This is a genomic window from Streptomyces auratus (assembly GCF_050433025.1).
GTDB classification, from domain to species: domain Bacteria; phylum Actinomycetota; class Actinomycetes; order Streptomycetales; family Streptomycetaceae; genus Streptomyces; species Streptomyces sioyaensis.
Map to the genome: position 1 here is coordinate 2,104,034 of NZ_JBNGCB010000001.1, position 20,880 is coordinate 2,124,913.

The 20,880-nt window shown below is 70.8% G+C and carries 17 protein-coding genes; 11 read left to right on the plus strand and 6 right to left on the minus strand.

Going from position 1 to position 20,880, the window contains the following annotated elements:
• The first annotated feature begins 125 nt into the window (after positions 1-125).
• From BKA18_RS09015 to ybaK, 3 genes are read left to right on the plus strand one after another with little or no spacing between them, the layout of a single operon-like run.
• Positions 126-1,727, plus strand: a complete 1,602-nt coding sequence (locus BKA18_RS09015) for an oxidoreductase (protein ID WP_366046242.1) — start codon at positions 126-128, stop codon at positions 1,725-1,727.
• Positions 1,728-1,778: 51 nt separating this feature from the next.
• Complete coding sequence (locus tag BKA18_RS09020; RefSeq protein WP_235446239.1) at positions 1,779-2,525, plus strand: LON peptidase substrate-binding domain-containing protein; 747 nt, start codon at positions 1,779-1,781, stop codon at positions 2,523-2,525.
• A 58-nt stretch (positions 2,526-2,583) separates the two neighbouring features.
• The gene (gene ybaK / locus BKA18_RS09025) at positions 2,584-3,096 is read left to right on the plus strand and encodes a Cys-tRNA(Pro) deacylase (RefSeq protein WP_366046243.1); all 513 of its coding nucleotides are present in this window, start codon (positions 2,584-2,586) and stop codon (positions 3,094-3,096) included.
• A gap of 79 nt (positions 3,097-3,175) precedes the next feature.
• Here ybaK and BKA18_RS09030 read toward each other — a convergent pair whose 3' ends face one another.
• The 4 genes from BKA18_RS09030 to BKA18_RS09045 all read right to left on the minus strand — a co-directional run bounded on the left by BKA18_RS09030 (position 3,176) and on the right by BKA18_RS09045 (position 7,215).
• Complete coding sequence (locus tag BKA18_RS09030; protein WP_366046244.1) at positions 3,176-3,865, minus strand: ABC transporter permease; 690 nt, start codon at positions 3,863-3,865, stop codon at positions 3,176-3,178.
• 68 nt (positions 3,866-3,933) lie between these two features.
• Positions 3,934-4,758 carry an ABC transporter permease gene (locus BKA18_RS09035; protein WP_358922950.1) on the minus strand — a complete coding sequence of 275 codons (825 nt, stop codon included), beginning with the start codon at positions 4,756-4,758 and terminating at the stop codon, positions 3,934-3,936.
• A gap of 82 nt (positions 4,759-4,840) precedes the next feature.
• Complete coding sequence (locus tag BKA18_RS09040) at positions 4,841-5,830, minus strand: ABC transporter ATP-binding protein (protein WP_366046275.1); 990 nt, start codon at positions 5,828-5,830, stop codon at positions 4,841-4,843.
• A 95-nt stretch (positions 5,831-5,925) separates the two neighbouring features.
• On the minus strand, positions 5,926-7,215 hold the full coding sequence (locus tag BKA18_RS09045; RefSeq protein WP_366046245.1) for an NYN domain-containing protein: 1,290 nt from the start codon (positions 7,213-7,215) through the stop codon (positions 5,926-5,928).
• A gap of 273 nt (positions 7,216-7,488) precedes the next feature.
• Between BKA18_RS09045 and BKA18_RS09050 the strand changes: the two genes are divergently transcribed.
• Positions 7,489-7,668, plus strand: a complete 180-nt coding sequence (locus tag BKA18_RS09050; protein WP_093482713.1) for a hypothetical protein — start codon at positions 7,489-7,491, stop codon at positions 7,666-7,668.
• Positions 7,669-7,846: 178 nt separating this feature from the next.
• Here the strand turns inward: BKA18_RS09050 and dnaE are convergent, their stop codons facing one another.
• Positions 7,847-11,404: a DNA polymerase III subunit alpha gene (gene dnaE / locus BKA18_RS09055; RefSeq protein ID WP_366046246.1), complete on the minus strand. Its 3,558-nt coding sequence runs from the start codon at positions 11,402-11,404 to the stop codon at positions 7,847-7,849.
• Between the two features lie 199 nt (positions 11,405-11,603).
• Here dnaE and BKA18_RS09060 point away from each other — a divergent pair, with 199 nt between their 5' ends.
• The 7 genes from BKA18_RS09060 (at position 11,604) to BKA18_RS09090 (ending at position 20,136) form a co-directional block, all read left to right on the plus strand.
• Positions 11,604-12,968: a DUF2252 domain-containing protein gene (locus tag BKA18_RS09060; RefSeq protein WP_366046247.1), complete on the plus strand. Its 1,365-nt coding sequence runs from the start codon at positions 11,604-11,606 to the stop codon at positions 12,966-12,968.
• Between the two features lie 590 nt (positions 12,969-13,558).
• Positions 13,559-13,909 (plus strand): hypothetical protein, encoded by a 351-nt coding sequence (locus tag BKA18_RS09065; protein WP_366046248.1) that lies wholly within the window; start codon positions 13,559-13,561, stop codon positions 13,907-13,909.
• Positions 13,910-14,982: 1,073 nt separating this feature from the next.
• A complete protein-coding gene (locus tag BKA18_RS09070; protein ID WP_366046276.1) occupies positions 14,983-15,669 on the plus strand; it encodes a hypothetical protein in 687 nt (228 codons plus the stop codon).
• A gap of 96 nt (positions 15,670-15,765) precedes the next feature.
• The gene (locus tag BKA18_RS09075) at positions 15,766-16,614 is read left to right on the plus strand and encodes a thioredoxin domain-containing protein (protein ID WP_366046249.1); all 849 of its coding nucleotides are present in this window, start codon (positions 15,766-15,768) and stop codon (positions 16,612-16,614) included.
• Positions 16,615-16,736: 122 nt separating this feature from the next.
• Positions 16,737-17,450 carry a hypothetical protein gene (locus BKA18_RS09080; RefSeq protein ID WP_366046250.1) on the plus strand — a complete coding sequence of 238 codons (714 nt, stop codon included), beginning with the start codon at positions 16,737-16,739 and terminating at the stop codon, positions 17,448-17,450.
• Between the two features lie 45 nt (positions 17,451-17,495).
• Positions 17,496-18,404: a thioredoxin domain-containing protein gene (locus tag BKA18_RS09085; protein WP_006606171.1), complete on the plus strand. Its 909-nt coding sequence runs from the start codon at positions 17,496-17,498 to the stop codon at positions 18,402-18,404.
• 88 nt (positions 18,405-18,492) lie between these two features.
• Positions 18,493-20,136: an alkaline phosphatase D family protein gene (locus BKA18_RS09090; protein WP_366046251.1), complete on the plus strand. Its 1,644-nt coding sequence runs from the start codon at positions 18,493-18,495 to the stop codon at positions 20,134-20,136.
• A 42-nt stretch (positions 20,137-20,178) separates the two neighbouring features.
• Here BKA18_RS09090 and BKA18_RS09095 read toward each other — a convergent pair whose 3' ends face one another.
• Positions 20,179-20,790, minus strand: a complete 612-nt coding sequence (locus tag BKA18_RS09095; protein ID WP_366046252.1) for a dienelactone hydrolase family protein — start codon at positions 20,788-20,790, stop codon at positions 20,179-20,181.
• Positions 20,791-20,880 lie beyond the last annotated feature (90 nt).

Below are 20,880 nucleotides of genomic sequence, written 5' to 3' on the forward strand. Positions count from 1 at the left end.
GACACGGGCGCGGGCAAGGGCCAGCTGACGGCGTACGGGGACGCCTGTGGGACGCCACACGACCGGTGCACGAGGTGCGTCCGAACAGGTTGCGACACACCACGGGACAGCAAGGGGGATCCACAGTGACCGAGCCCGGGGACGGCGACGCGCCCGCCGACCTGCAACTGACATCCGCGGAATGGAGCATGTGGCAGGCCTTCCGCAACGGCAGCACCTGCGACCTGCACATCGGCGACCCGGCCCGCGACGATCCGCACGGGCAGCATCTGTGGGGCCCCGAGCGCCGGGTGCGCGCCCGGGTCGTGGCGCTGCTGCTGCTCGACGGGCCGCCCCCGCAGCCGGGACGGGTGGCCGCATTACAGCTGACCGGCGCGTACATCACGGACACTCTCGACGTTGCGGGCGGCACGATCAAGCCATTCGTGGAGCTGCGGGACTGCCGCTTCGAGGCCGAGGTGGTGCTGCCGGAGAGCCACTTCACCACGCTGCGGCTGGTGAACTGCGCGATACCCCGGCTGGAGGCGGCCCGGCTGCACACCGAGGGCGACCTCCATCTGCCGCGCTGTGTGGTGCAGTCCGGCATCCGGCTCACGGACGCCCAGATAGGCACCGACCTGATGCTCAATCAGACCATCGTGCACAAGGACCGCCAGGGCCGGTCGCTCATGGCGGACGGGCTGACCGTCGCCCAGGACCTGCAGGCCGAGATGATGGAGTCCTACGGCGAGCTGTCGCTGCGCGGCGCCACCATAGGCGTCTCGCTGAGCCTGCGCGGCAGCCGGCTGTGCAACCCGTTCGGCCGCCGGGCGCTGAACGCCCCCCAGCTGACCGTCGAGCGCACCCTCTATCTGACCGCCGCGGGCCTGGCGAACTCCCCGTTCTCCAGCAGCGCCACTCCCCCGTACGGCATCGGCCAGACCCCCTCGCGCGGCACCCGGGTGCAGCGCTTCGAGTGCGAGGGCGGGATGCGGCTGGACGACGGGCGCTTCGGCGACGCGGTCGACTTCGAGAACGCCCGCTTCATCATGGAGTCCGACCAGGAGCTGTCGCTGCGCCGGATCCAGACGCCCGAGCTGCGGTTCCTCGGTGAGCGCCCGCAGCGCGGCCGGGTGATCCTCTCCGGTGCCCGGGTGGTCAACCTCATCGACAAATCGGCGAGCTGGCCGGGGCTGGGCGGGCTGTGGATGGCCGGCTTCGCCTACGAGACGCTGATCCCGCGCGGCCACTTCCCGCTGGCGCTGCGGCTGCAGTGGGTGGCCGCGGCGACCCCCGAGTACGCGCCCGAGCCGTACGAGATGCTGGCCGCCTCGCTGCGCAGCACCGGCGAGGACGCGGACGCCCGGGAGGTGCTGCTGGCCAAGCAGCGGCGCCGCCGCGAGACGCTGCCGCTGGCGGCGAAGGCCTGGGGGATCCTGCAGGACTGGACGGTGGCCTACGGCTACCGGCCGGGGCGGGCCGCGGTGTGGATGGCCGTGCTGTGGGCGATCGGCACGCTCTACTTCTCGACGTCCCCGCCGCCGCCCCTCAAGGCGGGTGAGGCGCCGCCCTGGAATCCGTATCTCTACTCCCTGGACCTGCTGCTTCCGGTGATAGACCTCAATCAGGGGGCCGCCTGGAAGCCGGGCGGCACCTCGCAGTGGGTGGCCGCGGTGCTGATCCTGGCGGGCTGGGTGCTCGCCACGACGGTCGCGGCCGGCGCCTCGCGGCTGCTGCGGCGGCAATAGCCGGGGTACGGGTGGTGGCCCGGACCGCTACAGGCTCTAGGCTTACGGGCTGTGACCTCCGTGCGCCTCCCCCTCTTCCCGCTGAACTCGGTGCTGTTCCCGGGACTCGTACTCCCGCTGAACGTCTTCGAGGCGCGCTACCGGGCGATGATGCGCGATCTGAGTGCGGTGCCCGAGGACGACCGCCGGTTCGCGGTGATCACGATCCGGGACGGCCGGGAGGTCGCCCCCACCGCGATGGGCATGCCGGACGCCACGCTGCCGACCGCGGAGGGTCCCGCGGCGGGCTTCGGTGACGACCCGATGCAGGCGTTCCACACGGTGGGCTGTATCGCGGACGCGGCCACCATCCGGGAGAAGTCGTCCGCCGACGACACCGGCTACGAGGTGCTCGCCACCGGCACCACCCGCTTCCGGCTGCTGTCGGTGGAGGCCTCGGGGCCGTATCTGACCGGTGAGGTGGCGGAGCTGGCGGACGACGAGGGGGACGGCGCGGGGGCGCTGGCCTCCGGCGTCGTCCGGGCCTTTCGCACCTATCAGAAGCGGCTGGCCTGGGCGAACGAGCGGACCCTGTCGAGCGGGCAGGACCTGCCGGCCGACCCGTCCGTGCTGTCGTATCTGGTGGCCGCGGCGGCCGTGCTGGACGTCCCCGCCAAGCAGCAGCTGCTGGAGGCGCCGGACGCCGCGGCCCGGCTGGCCCAGGAGCTGACGCTGCTGCGCCAGGAATCGGCGCTGCTCGGTAAGCTCCCGTCGCTGCCGGCCGTGGACCTGACCCGGCAGCCGACCCACCCCAACTGACGTTCCGCGGCCCGGGGCCCGCGCGGGGCCGGGCCCTGGCGAGTGAGGCGTTTTCGCGGTGCCGAAGAAGACGAAGCAGAAGAAGGCCGGGCAGCCCGGGGGCGGTACGCCCGCGACGGTGGCGCTCACCGCGTCCGGCGTCCCCTTCACGGTGCATGCCTATGCGCACGACCCGGCCGCCGCCTCGTACGGCGAGGAGGCCGCCGAGGCCCTCGGGGTCGCGCCCGAGCAGGTCTTCAAGACGCTGCTCGCGGAGGTCGACGGCGCGCTGACGGTCGCCGTGGTGCCGGTGTCGGGGTCCCTGGACCTGAAGGCGCTGGCGACCGCGGTGGGCGGCAAGCGGGCCGCGATGGCCGATCCGGCGGCGGCCGAGCGCAGTACGGGGTACGTCCTGGGCGGGATCTCCCCGCTGGGGCAGCGCAAGCGGCTGCCCACCGTCGTGGACGCCTCCGCGCAGGGCCGGCCGACCGTGTGTGTCTCGGCGGGGCGGCGCGGCCTGGAGGTCGAGCTGGCGCCGGAGGATCTGGTGGCGCTCACGGGGGCCCGAGTGGCGCCGATTGCGCGGGGCTAGGGGGTCAGGGCGTCCCGGAGCGCGGGCGGGGCAGCCGCGATGGCGGCCGCCCCTGCCGGTGCGTCGGTGTCCGGCGGCGTCAGTGCGCGGCGGGCGGTTCCGGCGCGGGCGGCTCTTCCCGCTGGTCGTGGTGGCCGCTCCAGTCCACCTCCGGCTCCGGGTCCCGCGGGCCGAACAGCCCGGTCAGCGCCAGCTGGGTGAGCATCGCGGCGATCGGCCAGGCCAGCAGCGCGCCCTTGGCCTGGAGCCGCAGCGGGCCCGAGAAGGTCACCCCGGGGCCGACCTGCTTGGCGTGCGTGGCCACGTCCGGGGTGGGGCCCAGCCACATCCCCGTCACCCAGCCCAGCACCGCACCCAGCAGCCCGCCCACGACCAGCGCCACGACCAGCGGAATCCCGCCGCGCCGGCGCAGCAGGAAGACCACCGCGGCGCTGAGCACCCCGAAGCCGAGGGACAGCAGGACGAAGGTGCCGTCCGCGCCGATCGCCTCCTCGCCCTCGGTGTTCTTGAGGTAGACGTTGCGGGTGTCCGCGATCAGCGGGATGTGCGGGGCGAGCCAGTTCCACAGCACCCCGAGCAGCACCCCGCTCACCGCGACCACGAGCGCGATCACGGCGCCCTCGCGCAGCTCACGCGCCAGCTCGGGGCCGCCGAGGCCGGTGTGGTCAGGGTGCTCGGCGGTGGCTCCGTGGCCGTGGGCGGGCGCGGCCTGGGGGTGCTGCGGCTCTTCGGGCGGTTGGTTGTCGCGGGGCGTCAGCGGTGCGGTCACCCCGTCATCGTGCCAGGTGGGGCCGGGGGGACCGGCGGCAGGACGCCCGTTGGAGGGGCCGGAGGCGGTCATCGGGTGGCCGCCCGCCGGTAGGCCCAGGTGGCGACGGCCAGCGAGAGCACCCCGACGGCCGCGCAGACGCCCAGGTCGGCGCCGACCACGAGCCAGTCGGGATGCGGGTCGAAGCTGCGCGACAGCGCCTCCACGCCATAGGTCGACGGCAGCAGATCGCGGGCCCAGCCGATCACCTCGGGCATCCGCGCGGCCGGCAGCACCCCCAGCAGCAGCGCCGCCGACATCCCCAACTGGCCGCAGAGCGTGGCGAGTTCGGGGCGCGGGGCGAGCAGGCCGAGGGCCGCGCCGAGGCCGGCCAGCGCCGCCCCGGCGAGCGGGATCACGGCGGCCAGCACCCACAGATGGGCCATCGGCAGCTGGAAGAGCACACAGCCGGTGACCGCGGTGACGACCGTCCCCGGCACGGTGAAGGAGGCGTACGCGGCGGCGGCGCCGAGCACCACGGCGGCCGGCGGCACCGGCAGCGTCGCATAGTGGTCGAGCCCGCCGCCGGCCCGCAGCTGGCCGAAGTACTGGGCGAGGAGGTTGAGCGCGACGAAGGCGACGACCAGCACGCTGGAGCCGGACACCACCGACCGCGCCGGGTCCCCGCTGTCCACCACGCCGCGCAGCAGGACCATGATCCCGACGGACTGGAAGGTGGCGACGAACAGCAGCGGGATCCGTGCCACCCGGGCCCGGGAGAGCTGGGCGCGGTAGACGGCGCCGAGCGCGGGCCCGAAGCGGGCGCGGGGCGCCAGCGGGGCGGCACCGTCCTCGGTCCGCACCTCGGGGCCGACAGCCGCACCGGCCACCGCCTGCGCGGGAACCACACTCACGCTGTCACCGAGCCTTCCTCGTACTGTCGGCAGTCTTCGTGCCGTCCGCAGTCATCGATACGTGCGCCGCGCCCCGCGCCGTTCACGCCTTGACCAGCCCCTCCGCGCGGCCGCCGAGGGCCAGGTAGACATCCTCCAGGCTCGGCGTGGCGAGGGTGAAGTCGTCGAGGGCGGCGAAGGCGGGCCCCGAGGTGACGGCGGCGACGGCGGTGCGGGCCCGGTCGGCGGGGAGCCGCAGGGTCCAGCGGCGGCCGGAGGTGTGCGCGGCGGCGGCGAGGGCGGCGACCTCGGGCACGTCCAGCGGCGGGCCCTCGCGCCACACCAGCTCCAGCCGGACCTCCTCGCTCACCATCTCCTTCAGTCCGCCGGGCGTGTCGCAGGCGATCACCCGGCCCCGGTCGATCACCGCGACCCGGTCGAGCACGCTCTCGGCCTCCAGGACGTTATGGGTCACCAGCACCACCGTGACCCCGCGCTCGGCGCGCCGCCGGTCGACCGCGGCCCAGACGGCGCGCCGGGCGACCGGGTCCATCCCGGTGGTCGGCTCGTCCAGCACCAGCAGCGGCCGCTCGCCGATCAGCGCGGTGGCGAGGCAGGCCAGCCGCCGCTGCCCGCCGGACAACTGCTTCAGCGCCCGTCCCATGAGGTCGGCGAGGCCCAGCTCGCCGAGCACCGCGTCCCGCTCGGCCCGCGCCTCGCGGGCGCCGAGGCCGCGCAGCCGTCCGGTGGTCTCCACCGCCAGCGCGACCGTCATCTCGTCCAGCGCCGTGGACTCCTGGCCCAGGTAGCCCAGCAGGCGGGCGGCCCGCTCCGGGTGGCGCACCAGGTCGTGGCCGAGGACGGCGATGGTGCCGGAGTCCGGGCGCAGCAGTCCGGTCAGCTGGCGCACCAGGGTGGACTTGCCGGCGCCGTTGGGGCCGAGCAGCCCGAAGATCTCGCCGCGGTGGACATCCAGGGTGATGCCGTCGTTGGCCCGTACGGCGGGCGCCTGAGCCGCCCCGCGGCGCCCGCGCGTCGCGGGGTACGTCTTGACCAGGTCCCGCACGGCGCACACCGGTACACCGCGCTCCACCTGTTTTGCGCCCGTCCTCACGAGCTATGAGGGTACGCGTCCCCGGACCGCCTCCGGCCCGCGGGGCTCGGACGGGCGAGCCGGACCCGGCGCCGTCAGTCCGTGGCCGGGGCGTGCTCGGCGGCCGTGCGCAGATCGACCTCGCGCCAGAAACCGGCCCGGATGGCATAGCGGTCGTGCTCGTCGATCTGGTCGTCCTTGTGGGCGAGCAGTCCGAAACGGGCGGCGTAGCGCAGCAGTTCACCGTCGATGCGGTGCGGGATGCGCGGGTACTCCGTCGACAGCTGCGTCAGATGTGCGGTGTCGGAGAGCCGGTCGGTCCAGCGGCGGGCGAAGACCTGGCCGACCTCGAAGGGGTCGCCGCTGACGGCGGTGATGTCCTCCTCGCGGTCGGCCCAGCGCTGCTCGGCGCTGGTGAGCTGGGCGAGCGTGGGCAGGCCCGCGGTCGCCTCCGGTTCGCCGACCGGGCCGCCGCGCTCGACCCAGCCCTTGTCGGACGACCAGCGCAGGGTGGCGCCGGCCGCGGCCCCGGGCTGCGCGGCGCCCGGGCCAGCCGCGCCCTGGCCCGCCGCGTGCGCCCGACCGAGCCCGGCCAGGTCCTTGGGGGTGGGCACGACCTTGGAGCCGGTGGCGCCGGGCTCGCCGCCGGCGGCCGCGGCGCTCTCGGTGCCGGCCGGCGGGCGGGCGACCCCGTTGGCGCCGCTGCGCTCATGGGTGTGCTCGGCGGATTCCGGTCCGGTCGCGGCCGCCGCGGCCGCGGACTCGGGCAGCGGGGCGGAGAGGATCGCGGCGATCTCGGGGCGCGGCGCGGGCGGCGGGGCGCAGGGGCCGCCGAGTTCCTTGGCGCGCACCGCGCGGGTGATCCAGGTCCGGTCCAGCACCCGCCGCTCATCGGCCTCGGCGACCAGGTCCTCGGACTGGTTGTAGTCGCCGTCCGCGGCCTGGACGGCCCACAGGTGGACGGCGACGCCGTGCTCCTTCGCCGACATCAGCCCGGGCAGCAGATCGCCGTCGCCGGTGACTAGCACGATGTCGGAGCAGGCGCGGTTACGGGCGAGTTCGGTCAGCTCGGCGTGCATGGCGGCGTCCACGCCCTTCTGCGCCCAGCGGCCGTCGCTGCGGGTCAGGGCGCCCAGCCGGACGGTGACCCGGGGCATCACCCGCAGCCGGCGGTGCTCGGGCTGCGGCACGCGGTCGGGGGCGCCGTCGAACCAGTAGATCCGCAGCAGCGGGCGTTCGGTGTCCGCCTCGGCGCGCTGGCGCAGGCCCTGGATGAGGGCGGCGTGGTCAACGGTGATCCGGGACCGTGCGGGCTCTCCGGCGAGCAGGCTCGCGGCGGCACCGAGCAAATACCCGGCGTCCACCAGGACGACGCAGCGATCCACGTTCCACCCTCTTCCCTGAGGTGCTGAAAGTCCGGTCGCCCCCCGGCTCGGCGCATGGCACGAGTTTCCTTCGGCTTTCCTTCGAGTCTGCCCGACCGTACGGGCGTTATCAGCCCGAACTCGATCATCGGCGTGGCGGATTCGGCCGGGGATCTCGTGCACCGTGCGTGATCGGCCGTTTTACGCACGGTAATTGCCCGAAATGCAGGCGTCTGTCCCGCGTGTAAGTCTGGTTCCGGCCCAGATCCCGATTCCCCCTCAGGAGGCAAGGTCATGGCCAAGGACAAGAAGCAGGACCGCAGCCGGCAGCAGAAGACGGCATCCGCGGCCGAGCGCGGCCAGCAGGAGGCCCAGCGTGCGAGCTTGGAGGCACAGACCCAGGCGCGGTCCCAGGCTCAGGGCAGCCCGGCAGATGTTGCACGTAAGCACCAGCGGCGCTTCGGTCACAACTGATCGATGCCGCACAGGGGTTGAGGGGCGCGCCCACTTCGGGCGCGCCCCTCGGGGTAGGGCCTGTCCGGTGACTCAGGGGCCCGGTGACTCAGGGGCCCGGTGATTCGGGAGCACGGTGGCTCAGTGGCCCGGCGATGCTCCGCCGGGCAGGCCCATGAAGCGGTGCAGCGTCGGCCGGTCAGCCCGCCAGGCAGGACGGGCCGAGCAGCACCTTCAGATCGCCGAACAGCGAGGGGTCGGGCGTGACCCGGTGCCGGTCCAGCCGGAGCACCGTCGTCTTGCGCGCCCCCAGCAGCTTGATCCGTACCTCGGTGGAGCCGCGGTGGCTGCTGAGCACCTCACCGAGCTTCTCGACCATCGGCGGGGTGACCTTGACCGTCGGAATGGTGATCGTCACGGGGGCGTTGGTGCCGGCCTCGGAGAGGTCGGGGACCATCATCTCCATCGCGACCAGCCGCGGGATGTCCTCCCGCTTGTCGAGGCGGCCCTTGACGAAGACCACGGTGTCCTCGACGAGTTGGGTGGACACCAGCTGGTAGGTCGCCGGGAAGAACATGCAGTCGATGGAGCCGGCCAGGTCCTCGACGGTGGCGATCGCCCAGGCGTTGCCCTGCTTGGTCATCTTGCGCTGCAGACCGGAGATGATGCCGCCGATGGTGACGATCGAGCCGTCCGAATAGTCGCCGCCGGTCAGCTGGGAGATGGCGGCGTCCGCCTTGTCGGACAGTACGTGTTCCAGGCCGAAGAGCGGGTGGTCGGAGACGTAGAGACCGAGCATCTCGCGCTCCTGGGCGAGGAGGTAGGTCTTGTCCCACTCGACGTCCGAGAACTCGATGTCCAGACCGAAGCCGGGGCCCTCGGAGGTGTCGCCGGAGTCGCCGGCCATGCCGCCGAAGAGGTCGAACTGCCCCTCGGCCTCCTTGCGCTTGACCTGGACGACGTTGTCGATCATCGGCTCGTAGTGCGCCATCAGGCCCTTGCGGGTGTGGCCCATTTCGTCGAAGGCGCCGGCCTTGATGAGGGACTCGGTGGTGCGCTTGTTGCAGACGACCGCCTCGACCTTGTCGAGGTAGTCGGGGAAGGAGGAGTACTTCCCCTTGGCCTTGCGGCAGCGGATGATCGAGTCGACGACGTTCTGGCCGACGTTGCGGACCGCGGTGAGGCCGAAGAGGATCACGTCGTCGCCCTGGGCGGCGAAGTTCGCCTCCGACTCGTTGACGTTCGGCGGCAGCACCTTGATGCCCATGCGCCGGCACTCGTTGAGGTAGACCGCCGACTTGTCCTTGTCGTCGCGCACGGACGTCAGCAGCGCGGACATGTACTCGGCCGGGTAGTTGGCCTTGAGGTAGGCGGTCCAGTAGGTGACCAGGCCGTACGCGGAGGAGTGCGCCTTGTTGAAGGCGTAGCCGGCGAACGGGACCAGGACGTCCCACAGCGCCTGGATGGCCTGGTCGGAGAAGCCCTTCTTCTTCGCGCCCTCCTGGAAGAGCACGAAGTTCTTCGCGAGTTCCTCGGGCTTCTTCTTGCCCATGACGCGGCGGAGGATGTCGGCCTCACCGAGGGAGTACCCGGCGATGATCTGGGCGGCCTTCTGCACCTGCTCCTGATAGACGATCAGGCCGTAGGTGAGGCCCAGGACCTCCTTGAGGGGCTCCTCCAGCTCCGGGTGGATCGGGGTGATCTCCTGGAGGCCGTTCTTGCGCAGCGCGTAGTTGGTGTGCGAGTCCATGCCCATCGGGCCGGGGCGGTACAGGGCCGAGACGGCGGAAATGTCCTCGAAGTTGTCGGGCTTCATCAGCCGCAGCAGCGAGCGCATCGGGCCGCCGTCGAACTGGAAGACGCCGAGGGTGTCACCGCGGCAGAGCATCTCGTAGGTCTTGGGGTCGTCCAGCGGAACGGAGAGCAGCTCCAGGTCGATGCCCTTGTTCTTCTTCACCATCTTGACGGCGTCGTCCATGATGGTGAGGTTGCGCAGGCCCAGGAAGTCCATCTTGAGCAGGCCGAGCGACTCGCACTGGGGGTAGTCCCACTGCGTGATGGTGACGTTGTCGGTGTGCCGCACCCAGACCGGTGCATGGTCGACGATCGGCTCGCTGGACATGATCACGCCGGCCGCGTGCACACCCATCTGACGGACCAGGCCCTCGACGCCCTTGGCGGTGTCGATGACCTTCTTGACGTCCGGCTCGCTCTCGTACATCCCCCGGATCTCGCCCGCCTCGCTGTAGCGCGGGTGCTTGGGGTCGGTGATGCCGCTGAGGTCGATGCCCTTGCCGAGGACGTCGGCGGGCATGGCCTTGGTGAGGCGGTCGCCCATCGCGTAGGGGTAGCCCAGGACGCGCGCGGAGTCCTTGATGGCGTTCTTGGCCTTGATCTTGCCGTAGGTGCCGATCATGGCGACCTTGTCGGCGCCGTACTTCTCCGTGACATACCGGATGACTTCGACGCGCCTGCGCTCGTCGAAGTCGATGTCGACATCGGGCATGGAGACACGCTCGGGGTTGAGGAACCGCTCGAAGATCAGCCCGTGGGTGATCGGGTCGAGGTCGGTGATGCCCATGGCGTACGCCACGATCGAACCGGCCGCGGAGCCACGGCCGGGGCCCACCGCGATCCCGTTGTTCTTGGCCCACATGATGAAGTCGGCGACGACGAGGAAGTAGCCGGGGAACCCCATCTGGATGATGATGTCCATCTCGTACTCGGCCTGCTTCTGGCGGTCCTCGGGGACCCCGCCCGGGTAGCGGCGCTGCATGCCGACCCGGACCTCCTCCTGGAACCAGGTGACCTCGGTGAAGCCCTCCGGGATGTCGAACTTCGGCATCAGGTCGCGCTTTTCGAACATCCCGGTGATGTCGATCTGGTCGGCGACCAGGCGGGTGTTGGCACAGCCCTGCTGCCAGGCGTCGGAGGAGTCGATGGCGTACATCTCCTCCGTGGACTTGAGGTAGTAGCCCGTGCCGTCGAAGCGGAAGCGGTCCGGGTCGGAGAGGTTCTTGCCGGTCTGGATGCACAGCAGCGCGTCGTGCGCGGCGGACTCGTGCGCATAGGTGTAGTGCGAGTCGTTGGTGACCAGCGGCGGGATGCCGAGCTCCTTGCCGATCTTCAGCAGGTCGTCGCGGACCCGGCGCTCGATCTCGATGCCGTGGTCCATCAGCTCCAGGAAATACCGGTCCTTGCCGAAGATGTCCTGATACTCCCCGGCGGCCTTGCGCGCCTCCTCGTACTGGCCCAGGCGCAGCCGGGTCTGGAGCTCACCGGAGGGGCAGCCGGTGGAGGCGATCAGGCCTTCGGACCACTGGGCGATGGTCTCCTTGTCCATCCGCGGCCACTTCTGCAGCCAGCCCTCGGCGTAGGCGTCCGAGGACAGCCGGAAGAGGTTGTGCAGACCGGTCTTGTTCGCCGCCCAGATGGTCTTGTGCGTATAACCACCGGAACCGGAGACGTCATCGCGCTTCTGGTGCGGCTGGCCCCACTGGATCTTGCGCTTGTTGCGCCGCGACTCGGGGGCGACATACGCCTCGATGCCGATGATCGGCGTCACACCGGCCTTCTGCGCGGAGTGGAAGAAGTCGTACGCGCCGTGCAGATTGCCGTGGTCGGACATCGCGATGTGCGTCATGCCCATCTCGTTGGCCGCCTTGAACATGTCCGACAGCCGCGCCGCACCGTCCAGCAGGGAGTACTGGGTGTGGACGTGCAGATGTGTGAACGGGGCCTGGGACGCGGCAGCCACAGCAGGGGACCTCCGGAGAGCGGTCGGCGGGGCACTCCCGGCGCGAGCCGGGGGCCGGTGGGTGGTCTCGAAGTCTACGACTCCTGACTGACAATCGCCGGGCACGCGCGAGTAGCCTCACCCGTTGTCAGTGGCAGACCGCGACCCGGTACGTCACGGCGCTCCGAACCATTTTCCGCACCTCAGGAGGCACCCAGCGATGCCGTCCCAGCACGCCCCGGCGCAGGACGCCGAGCAGCGCGGCGAGGAGATCCTCGCCGTTTTTGACACCGCCTTCGGGGAACTGCTCGCCGCCGACCCCGCGGCCTTCCGCGTCAAATTCCGGAAGATGGCCGCCTCCGCCTTCGCCTTCTACCGGGGGACGGCGTGTCTGTTCTACCGGGACCTGGAGGCCGCGGCCGCCCAGGGGGACGGCAAGGACCGCGGCCCGTATCTGGACGAGCGGACCGGCCGGGTGTGGATCCACGGCGATCTGCACGCCGAGAACTTCGGCACCTACATGGACTCCACGGGCCGGCTGATCTTCAACGTCAACGACTTCGACGAGGCCTACGTCGGCCCGTTCACCTGGGACCTCAAGCGGTTCGCCGCCTCGGTCGCGCTGATCGGCTACGCCAAGGCGCTCAGCGACAAGCAGATCACCGACCTGGTGCGCACCTACGCCGCCGCCTACCGGGAGCGCATCCACGCGCTGGCCTCCGGGGGGTCGAACGCCGACAAGGACGAGCTGCCGCCGTTCATGCTGGAGACCGCCGACGGCCCGCTGCTGGACGCGCTGCGCGACGCCCGCGCGATGACGCGGTTCGGGCTGCTGGACTCGATGACGGAGATCCGCGACTTCGAGCGCCGCTTCGCGCCGGGCGGCGGCAGCATCGAGCTGGACGCGGCCACCCGCTACAAGGTGCTCGCCGCCTTCGACGGCTATCTGGAGACGCTGCCCGAGTCGAGCCTGGGCCGCCCGGACTCCTACCGCGTCAAGGACGTGGTGGGCCGGCGCGGCATCGGCATCGGTTCGGCCGGGCTGCCGTCGTACAACATCCTCCTGGAGGGCAACAGCGACGCCCTGGAGAACGATGTCGTGATCTACATGAAGCAGGCGCAGACCCCGGCGGTCTCCCGGCACCTCACCGACCCCGCGGTCCGCGGCTACTTCCAGCACGAGGGCCACCGCACGGTCATCTCGCAGCGCGCCCTGCAGGACCACGCCGACCCCTGGCTGGGCTGGACCGAGCTGGACGGCGCCGGCCAGCTGGTCGCCGAGATCTCGCCGTACGCGGTCGACCTGGACTGGTCGGACATCGACGACCCGGAGGAGATCGCGGCGGTGGTGGCCGACCTGGGGCGGGCCACCGCGACCATGCACGCCGCCGCGGACGACGAGAGCGGCCACTCGCTGGTGCCGTTCTCCACGGAGCGGGCGATCGACGCGGCCATCGCGGCCGACGAGGAGGGCTTCGCGGCGCTGCTGGTGGACTTCGCGCACTCCTACGGCGCCCGCGCCCGCGCCGACCACCAGATCTTCGTGGACCTCTTCCGCAACGGCCGGATTTCAGGGCTACGGTGAGCCGCTCCGTCGCTATGCGCCGCCAGGCAGCGTCGCCCAGACATGTTCGGTAGCCGCCGGTTACCTGCTGACCTGCACAGACTGCCACGTGGGACGGCACACCAGTGGCTCAGGACAGTGCAGCGCGGCCCTGCTCACCGCGCTGCACCTCACCTGCCCTCACCTTCGTCACCCGCCGGCGCATGGCTCGGCGCTCCTTACGACGCCTCGCCGATCTCACCGGCACCGCGGGGTCATCACGGCAAGACCTTGGCACCCCCAGGACGCCGCTCCGAAGCGAACTCTCAGCGGCGGCAGCCCGTGTGCCATCAGGCGACTGGACAGCCGCATGGCGAACATTGCGGAAAAACCGTCGGCTCAAACAGCGACAGGACTCTCTTAGCGAATCGATATCACAGATCGGCGATAGCCACAATACCGAAAATACACAGGCTGCACTGTCACCGAACACGGCGATCCTTTGAATGTACCTCAGGGACACAACCATCACTCCAAATGGAACCGGATATTCCATTCAAACCCTTCGCCAGCACCCTCATAATGGGGTAACATCCCCCCGTTCCGATAAGCGAAGGAACAGGGGAGGAAAGATGAAACTCAAGAAGACGCTTGTGTCGATTGCCGCCACAACAGCAGTACTGGGGGGCTTCACGATAGGCGGGGCAACGCCGGCCAGCGCCGCCGGTTACGGCTGTGGCAGCGTCGGACACAACAACTCTGATGCCGTACATAAGGTCGTGCTAGGGGATATGCTCGATGGTCCGTCCGCGTCGTGCAGGCCTATCAGGTCTGTGGCGCGCGGCACAACCTTTTATGCTTGGTGCGGCGTCTACAACAAGTACGGAAACCTCTGGGTGTATGGGCGCACATCGGACGACGCCATGGGGTGGATTTACTCACAGGACTTGACCAAGGAGTCCGGGTCAGTCAAGGTCTGCTAGTTTCGGTCTCGCGTAACGGTTCGCCGGATATCTGGTCGCCCTTTTTCCTTGCTCCGGAGGAACTGCGACTGCTTCACTAACGCGCCAGGCAGGTTTAGGTTTCCACGGCTCCCGAATTGGACTTCGACTCGTCGAGACGGAGTGGATACCGATGAGCCGAGGTTCGGGGAGTGCGTCGCCGCCCGATCGCAGATGCTGGTGACCTCCGCGTTGGAGTGCAGCTCCGGGTGGTCCTTCTGGTACCGCCTGGACCACGCTAAGGCCAGCTGCACTGGCATCGTGCTCGCGAAGCTGAACGTGGCCAGCGAACTGGACCGAAAGCGCGCTGCGCGGGCGGCTCCCTCAACTGCGCGAAAAAGGAGGGAGCCGCGACCGGTCCGTCGCCGGTCGGCCGATGGAAGTCGGGCAGCAAACACCACCTGATCTGCGATGACAAGGTGACACAGCTCCATCTCATCACCACCGCAGCGAACATCAGCGGCGTCACGCAGACCTCGCCCTGGTCGGCGGCAGTTGAAACCTCTCGCGTGAGCTGGGGGCGAAGCCTCGAACTCCACGACGTCTTCCTCTCGTGGGCTGCAGCCTCATCTGCCGGCGTCGCGTGAAGAAGACCAATACATGATCCCGTTACGAGTTCATAGCGAGCCCAGCAACTTCTAGGCGGACTGGGAGATCTCCCGCCAGATACGCTTTTGCACGACTTCCGCTCTGCTGTAGCAGGCCCGCAACCGGCTCCCCGCCGCTGTCCGGGCCACGATCAACCACCGCCGTCTACGGGTGGCGACCGCACGTCCAGCTCATCGCCACGTCCCATTTCGCGGATCGAACAAGCACCCCTACGATATCGGCGGTCACCTGCCTGCTGACGTCCGACGGTGCCGGCTTGCCAACAGTCGCCACGCCCGTAAGCGCAGGTCGCGACCACCAGATCTTCATCGACCTGTTCCACAACGGCCGGGTTCCGGGTCTACGGCGTCCGCCGCCCCTTGCGGGCCTAGGCAGGGGCCTTGACAGGGAACTCAAAGGGACCCTTTAGGGGCCGCCTACAGGAACCCATGGCACACTCCTCCTCGATGGACATATCCGGGACCCAGCTCAGAGCCGTGCGCGCGGCGCTCTTCACAGCGCTCGTCGTGGCGCTCTCCGCCGCGTCGCACGTACTGCTTTCCCGGGGCCCCTTGCCGCTGACCACGGTGGCGGCCATCACCACCGCCGTCTTCGTCATCGCGTACGCGCTGGCGGGGCGCGAGCGCGGCTTCGGGCGGATCGCCGCCCTGCTGATCCCGCTTGAGCTGGCCGCCGACACGGTGTTCACCGCCGGTCAGCACGTCTGTTACGGCGAGGCGGGCGGCCCGGTGGCGGGTCCGCTGCGCTCCGTCGGCTTCGGCGTGCTCTGCGGTGGGGCTCCCCTGGGGACACCGCTGGCCAGGATGACCGGCGACGGGCACGGTGGCGCGGCGGCGCTGCTCGCGGACGTCGACCCGGGCGCCGCCTGGCTACTGCTGGGGGCGCACGTCGGTGTGGGCCTGCTGGCAGCGGGCTGGCTGCGCCGCGGCGAGGCCGCGCTGGCGCAGCTGCTCGGCGCGGTGGCCGGCTGCGCCTTCCGTCCGTTGCTGGTCGCCGTCGCGGTGATCGGCGCCACCGCCGCCCCGCGCCGCCCGGCGCCCGCCCCCGTCCGGGCCGGGCACCTCGTCGGCACCGCCCCCCTGCTGGTGCACTGTGTGGTACGCCGTGGGCCGCCCTGCGCGCTCGCTGCGTGAGCCCCGCGCCCGCGCAGCCGGCGTCCCCGTGAGGTACGGGTACGCCGCCGACCGCACGCACCCCCGTCCCACGGATTCCACGGAGCAGGAACAGTCATGAGCAACCGCAACAACCAGGCCAACAAGCAGGCAGCCCGCGAGCGGCTGCGCGCCGAGCGCGCGCGGCAGGCGAAGAAGGAGAAGGTCCGCCGGCAGCTGATCGTCGGCGGCGCGATCGTCGCCGTGCTGGCGATAGCCGGCGGCATCGGCGTGGCCTTCGCCACCATGGGCGGCGACTCCGGCAGCAGCGCCGCGAGCGGCGACGAGTGGGGGAAGGCCGAGAAGGCCAAGCTGGTCAAGCCCGCCAACAGCAGCGGCGCCAACGGCACCACGGTCGTCATCGGCAAGTCCGACGCCAAGAACACCCTCAACCTTTTCGAGGACCCGCGCTGCCCCGGCTGCGCCAACTTCGAGCAGAACGTCGGTCAGACCGTCGAGAAGGACATCAAGGACGGCAAGTACAAGGCCTCCTACCACCTGGGCACGTTCCTCGACGCCAACCTCAAGGGCACCGGCTCCAAGAACGCGCTGAGCGCACTGGGCGCGGCCCTGAACGTCAGCCCGGACGCCTTCTTGAAGTACAAGTTCGCGCTGTACTCGAAGAAGTACCACCCCGACGAGACCGGCCCGGACAAGTTCGCCGACGACAGCTACCTGCTCAAGGTCGCCGACACCATCCCGGCGCTCAAGGGCAACGCCGCCTTCCAGAAGGCCGTCAAGTCGGGCACGTACGACCGGTGGGCGCTGGAGATGTCCGACGCCTTCAGCGCGGTCAAGGACGTCACCAGCACCCCGACGATCAAGCTCAACGACACGGTGCTGGGCACGGACAGCCCGCAGGGCAAGGTGGCGCCGTCCAGCGTGGCCGCCTTCAACTCCATGGTGGACAAGGCCCTGAAGAAGTGACGCGGGCGGCCCGGCCACCGGCCGGGCCGCGGGCCGCCCCCCGCGGCCGGCGTGTTCCGTGCACGCCGGCCGATGCCAAATCTTGACCTGGGCTGATGCCGTGCACATGGCAGACTCCCGTCATGCAGGCGACGGGAATACGCCCCGGGGCCCGGCCGACGACCGCGCCGGGAGTTCAGCTCAGGGCGCTGCGGGCGGCGCTGTTCACCGCACTGTGCACCGCCCTGTCCGCGGCCTCCCATGTGCTGCTCTCGCACCACCCGTTACCGCCCGCTCCGGTCCTCCCGATCTGCGCCGGGGTCTTCGCCGCCGCCTATGCGCTGACCGGCAGGGAGCGCGGATTCGGCGCCGTCGCCGCGCTCCTGGTGCCGCTGGAACTGGCCGCCGACACCGTCTTCACCGCCGGGCAGCACACCTGTTACGGCCCGGCCGGCGGCCCGGTCACCGGCCCGCTGCGCTCGGTCGGCGTCGAAATGCTGTGCCGGGGCGGCGAATGGGGCACACCGCTGGCCCGGGCGACCGCCCATCCGGGCGCGACCCTGCCGCCGACCGTCCCGGCGGCGGCCCCCTGGCTGCTGCTCGCCGCCCATGTCGCGGTCGGCCTGCTCGCCGCGGCCGGGCTGCACCGCGGGGACGCCGCGCTGGACACCCTGCTGCGCGCCGCCGCGGCCGGTGCCATCCGCCCCCTGCGCACCGCAGCGGCGGTGCGTACCGCCGCCCCCGCCCCGCCCCGCCGGCGGATCCGGCCGCTGCACCCGCTGCCGCCGGCCCGCCCGCTCCCCCTCCTCGTGCACTGCGTACGGCGCCGCGGCCCGCCCCGCCCGGCCAGCGCCTGACCAGCACACCGAAGCCGGCACGACCTCGAGGGGACCCCACCACCCATGAGCAACCGCAACAACCTGGCCAACAAGACCGCGGCCCGCGAACGCATCCGGGCCGAGCGGGAGCGCCAGAAGAAGAAGGAGAAGCTGCGCCGCCAACTGACCGCGGCGGGCGCGGTGATCGGCGTCCTGGCGGTGGCCGGCGGCATCGGCTACGCCGTGATGAAGGCCAACGAGCCCAAGGGCTGGGAGGCCGCCAAGGAGGCCAAGCTCGTCACGCCCGCGCACACCCAGGGCAAGAACGGCACCGAGATCCTGATAGGCGACAAGAACGCCAAGCAGACCCTGGAGGTCTTCGAGGACGTCCGCTGCCCGGCGTGTGCGGCCTTCGAGCAGAGCAGCGGCAAGGTCCTGGCCAAGGACATCGAGGACGGCCGGTACCGGGTCCGCTTCACCATGTACGCCTTCATCGACGATGTCGGCGGCGGCGAGGGCTCGAAGAACGCGCTGAGCGCGCTCGGCGCGGCCCTGAACGTCAGCCCGGAGGCCTTCTTGAAGTACAAGTCGGCGCTGTACTCGGCCAAGTACCACCCCGACGAACGCGAGGACCTGTACGCCAAGGACGCCGAACTGCTCAAGGTCGCCAGCGAAGTGCCGGAGCTGAAGAACGACAAGGCGTTCGCCACGGCGGTGAAGAAGGGCACCTACGACCGCTGGGCGATGGACATGACCGCGCTTTTCGGCCGTAAGGGCATCAAACGCACGCCCAGCTTCATGCACGGCGACAAGAAGCTGGTGATGCCCCAGGTGCCGCAGCAGCAGATGACGCAGGCGCAGTACAACCAGCTCGCGCAGGCCAACTTCAAGAAGATGATCGACAAGGAGTTCGGCCCGGCGAAGGGCTCCGGCAAGCCGGACCCGGGCAAGGGCATCCGCGAGGGCGAAAAGGACCCCACGGGCGGCCGCTGAGTGGCTTTCGGACAACGGGCGGGCGAATTCCGGGAATCCCGGAAATCGCCCTCCCGGCGCGGCTTACCGGCCAGTAAGGTGAGCGGCCGTGACCGATCATGACCAGATCTCGCGCCGCACAGCCGTTACGGCCGTAGCCGCCACCGCCGCTCTCCTGCCGTTCGCCGGCGCCGCCACCGCGCACGCCCAAGAGGCCCCGGACCAGGGCAGGTTCTTCCAGCACGGCGTTGCCTCCGGGGATCCGCTCCCCGACGGCATCCTGCTGTGGACCCGCCTCACGCCGACCGCGCAGGCCACCCCCGGCTCCGGCCGGGGGCCGGCCACCACGGTGAGCTGGGAGGTGGCCGGCGACCAGGACTTCGCGTCCGTCGTCGCACGGGGGAGCCTGTCCACCTCGGCGGCCACCGACCACACCGTCAAGGCGGACGTCCGCGGCCTGCGCCCGGCCACCCACTACTACTACCGCTTCACCGCCGGCGGGCAGCACTCCCCCGTCGGCCGCACCCGCACCGCACCCGCCGAGGGCACCTCGGCGGGCAACGTCCGCTTCGGCGTGGTCTCCTGCGCCAACTGGGAGTCCGGCTACTTCTCCCCCTACCGCCACCTCGCCGCCCGCACCGACCTGGACGCGGTGCTGCACCTCGGCGACTACCTCTACGAGTACAAGTCCGGCGAATACCCGGAGTTCAAGTACGTCGTCCGCCCGCACTCCCCCGCCCACGAACTGCTCACCCTCGCCGACTACCGCATCCGGCACGGCGTCCACAAGACCGACCCGGACGCGCTGGCGATGCACGCCACCCACCCGGTCATCGCCATCTGGGACGACCACGAATTCGCCGACAACGCCTGGAAGGGCGGCGCGGTGAACCACACCCCGGGCACCGAGGGCGACTGGTCCACGCGGATGGCCGCGGCGAAGCAGGCGTACTTCGAGTGGATGCCGGTGCGCCCCTCGATCGCCGGCACCACCTACCGCAGGCTGCGCTTCGGCACCCTCGCCGATCTGCATCTGCTGGATCTGCGCTCGTTCCGCGACCAGCAGGCCAAGCCGGGCAGCGGCGCGGTCGACGACCCCAGCCGGACGATCACCGGGCGGGCCCAACTGGACTGGCTCAAGCAGGGGCTGGAGCGCTCGGACAGCGCCTGGCGGCTGGTCGGCACCTCGGTGATGATCTCGCAGGTCGCGTTCGGGTCCATACCCGCGAAGCTGCTCGGCCCGCTCGCCGAGATCCTCGGGGTGCCCAAGGAGGGCCTGGCGATCAACACCGACCAGTGGGACGGCTACACCGACGACCGGCACGAGCTGCTGACCCATCTCAGCGACCGCGGGATCGACAACACCGTCTTCCTGACCGGCGACATCCACATGGCCTGGGCCAACGACGTGCCGATCCAGGCGGCGACGTACCCGGCGACCGGGCCGGTGGCGACGGAGTTCGTGGTCACCTCCGTGACCTCCGACAACCTGGACGACATCCTGCACGTCGCGCCGCACACGCTCTCCCTGGCCGGGGTCGCCGCCATCCGGGCCGCCAACCGCCATGTGAAGTGGCTGGACATGGACTCGCACGGCTACGGGGTCCTGGACGTCACCGCCGAGCGGACGCAGATGGACTACTTCGGCATCTCCGACAAGACCGATCCCCAGGCCACCAGCACGCTGCTGCGCTCGTACCGCACCCGGTCCGGCACCCAGCAGGTGGAGCGGACGGACCAGCCGGTGGGTTGAGCTGCGCCCCGCCCACCGGCACACCGGCCCGGCCGGCCCGGCTCACAGCCCGGCGAGGAAGCCCTCGGCCACCTTCCAGGTGCGCTCCGCCGCCTCCGCGTCGTAGTCGGGCAGGCCGGGATCGGTGAAGAGATGGCCGGCGCCGGCGTAGCGGTATACCTCTACGTCCGCGCCGGCCCGGCGCATCTGCAAGTACCAGGCGTTCAGCCAGTCGTGCGGCTCGTACGGGTCGGGGTCGGCGACGTGCAATTGCACCGGCAGGTCGTCGGCGACGGCGTCCTCGGCGATGTCCGAGGTGCCGTGGAGCAGCAGCAGACCGCGGGTCTTCTCGTCCCCCAGCGCGAGGTTCTGGGCGACCGAGCCGCCGAAGGAGAAGCCGGCGTAGACCAGCCCGCGGTCGGAGTACGGTGCCACGGCCATGATGGCCCGCTTGAGCAGCTCCTCCTTGCCGATCTCGTCCTTGATCAGAATGCCGTCCGGGACCGACTCCGCGGTCCGGCCGTCGAACAGATCGGGGACGATCACCTCGTGGCCCGCGGCGCGCAGCCGGTCGGCCGCGGCATGCACCGCGGGGCGTAGCCCGCACACCGAATGAAAGAGCACAATCGTCGAAAGCCCGCTGGTCGGGGACTCGGCGGAGGCCGGCACTGACATCACTTCCCTGGGTTGGACCGATCTCCCCCCATCGTGCCAGTTACGGTCGCAGGTACCGGGTACCAGCACACCACAGCGCCCCGCACCCCA

What these genes read in the sequence shown, in the direction of transcription:
- BKA18_RS09065 (WP_366046248.1), top strand. Translation starts at nt 13,559, where the DNA reads ATGAAACTCAAGAAGACGCTTGTGTCGATTGCCGCCACAACAGCAGTA.
- BKA18_RS09085 (WP_006606171.1), top strand. Translation starts at nt 17,496, where the DNA reads ATGAGCAACCGCAACAACCTGGCCAACAAGACCGCGGCCCGCGAACGC.
- BKA18_RS09080 (WP_366046250.1), top strand. Translation starts at nt 16,737, where the DNA reads ATGCAGGCGACGGGAATACGCCCCGGGGCCCGGCCGACGACCGCGCCG.
- BKA18_RS09060 (WP_366046247.1), top strand. Translation starts at nt 11,604, where the DNA reads ATGCCGTCCCAGCACGCCCCGGCGCAGGACGCCGAGCAGCGCGGCGAG.
- BKA18_RS09095 (WP_366046252.1), bottom strand. Translation starts at nt 20,790, where the DNA reads ATGTCAGTGCCGGCCTCCGCCGAGTCCCCGACCAGCGGGCTTTCGACG.
- BKA18_RS09075 (WP_366046249.1), top strand. Translation starts at nt 15,766, where the DNA reads ATGAGCAACCGCAACAACCAGGCCAACAAGCAGGCAGCCCGCGAGCGG.
- BKA18_RS09070 (WP_366046276.1), top strand. Translation starts at nt 14,983, where the DNA reads ATGGACATATCCGGGACCCAGCTCAGAGCCGTGCGCGCGGCGCTCTTC.
- BKA18_RS09050 (WP_093482713.1), top strand. Translation starts at nt 7,489, where the DNA reads ATGGCCAAGGACAAGAAGCAGGACCGCAGCCGGCAGCAGAAGACGGCA.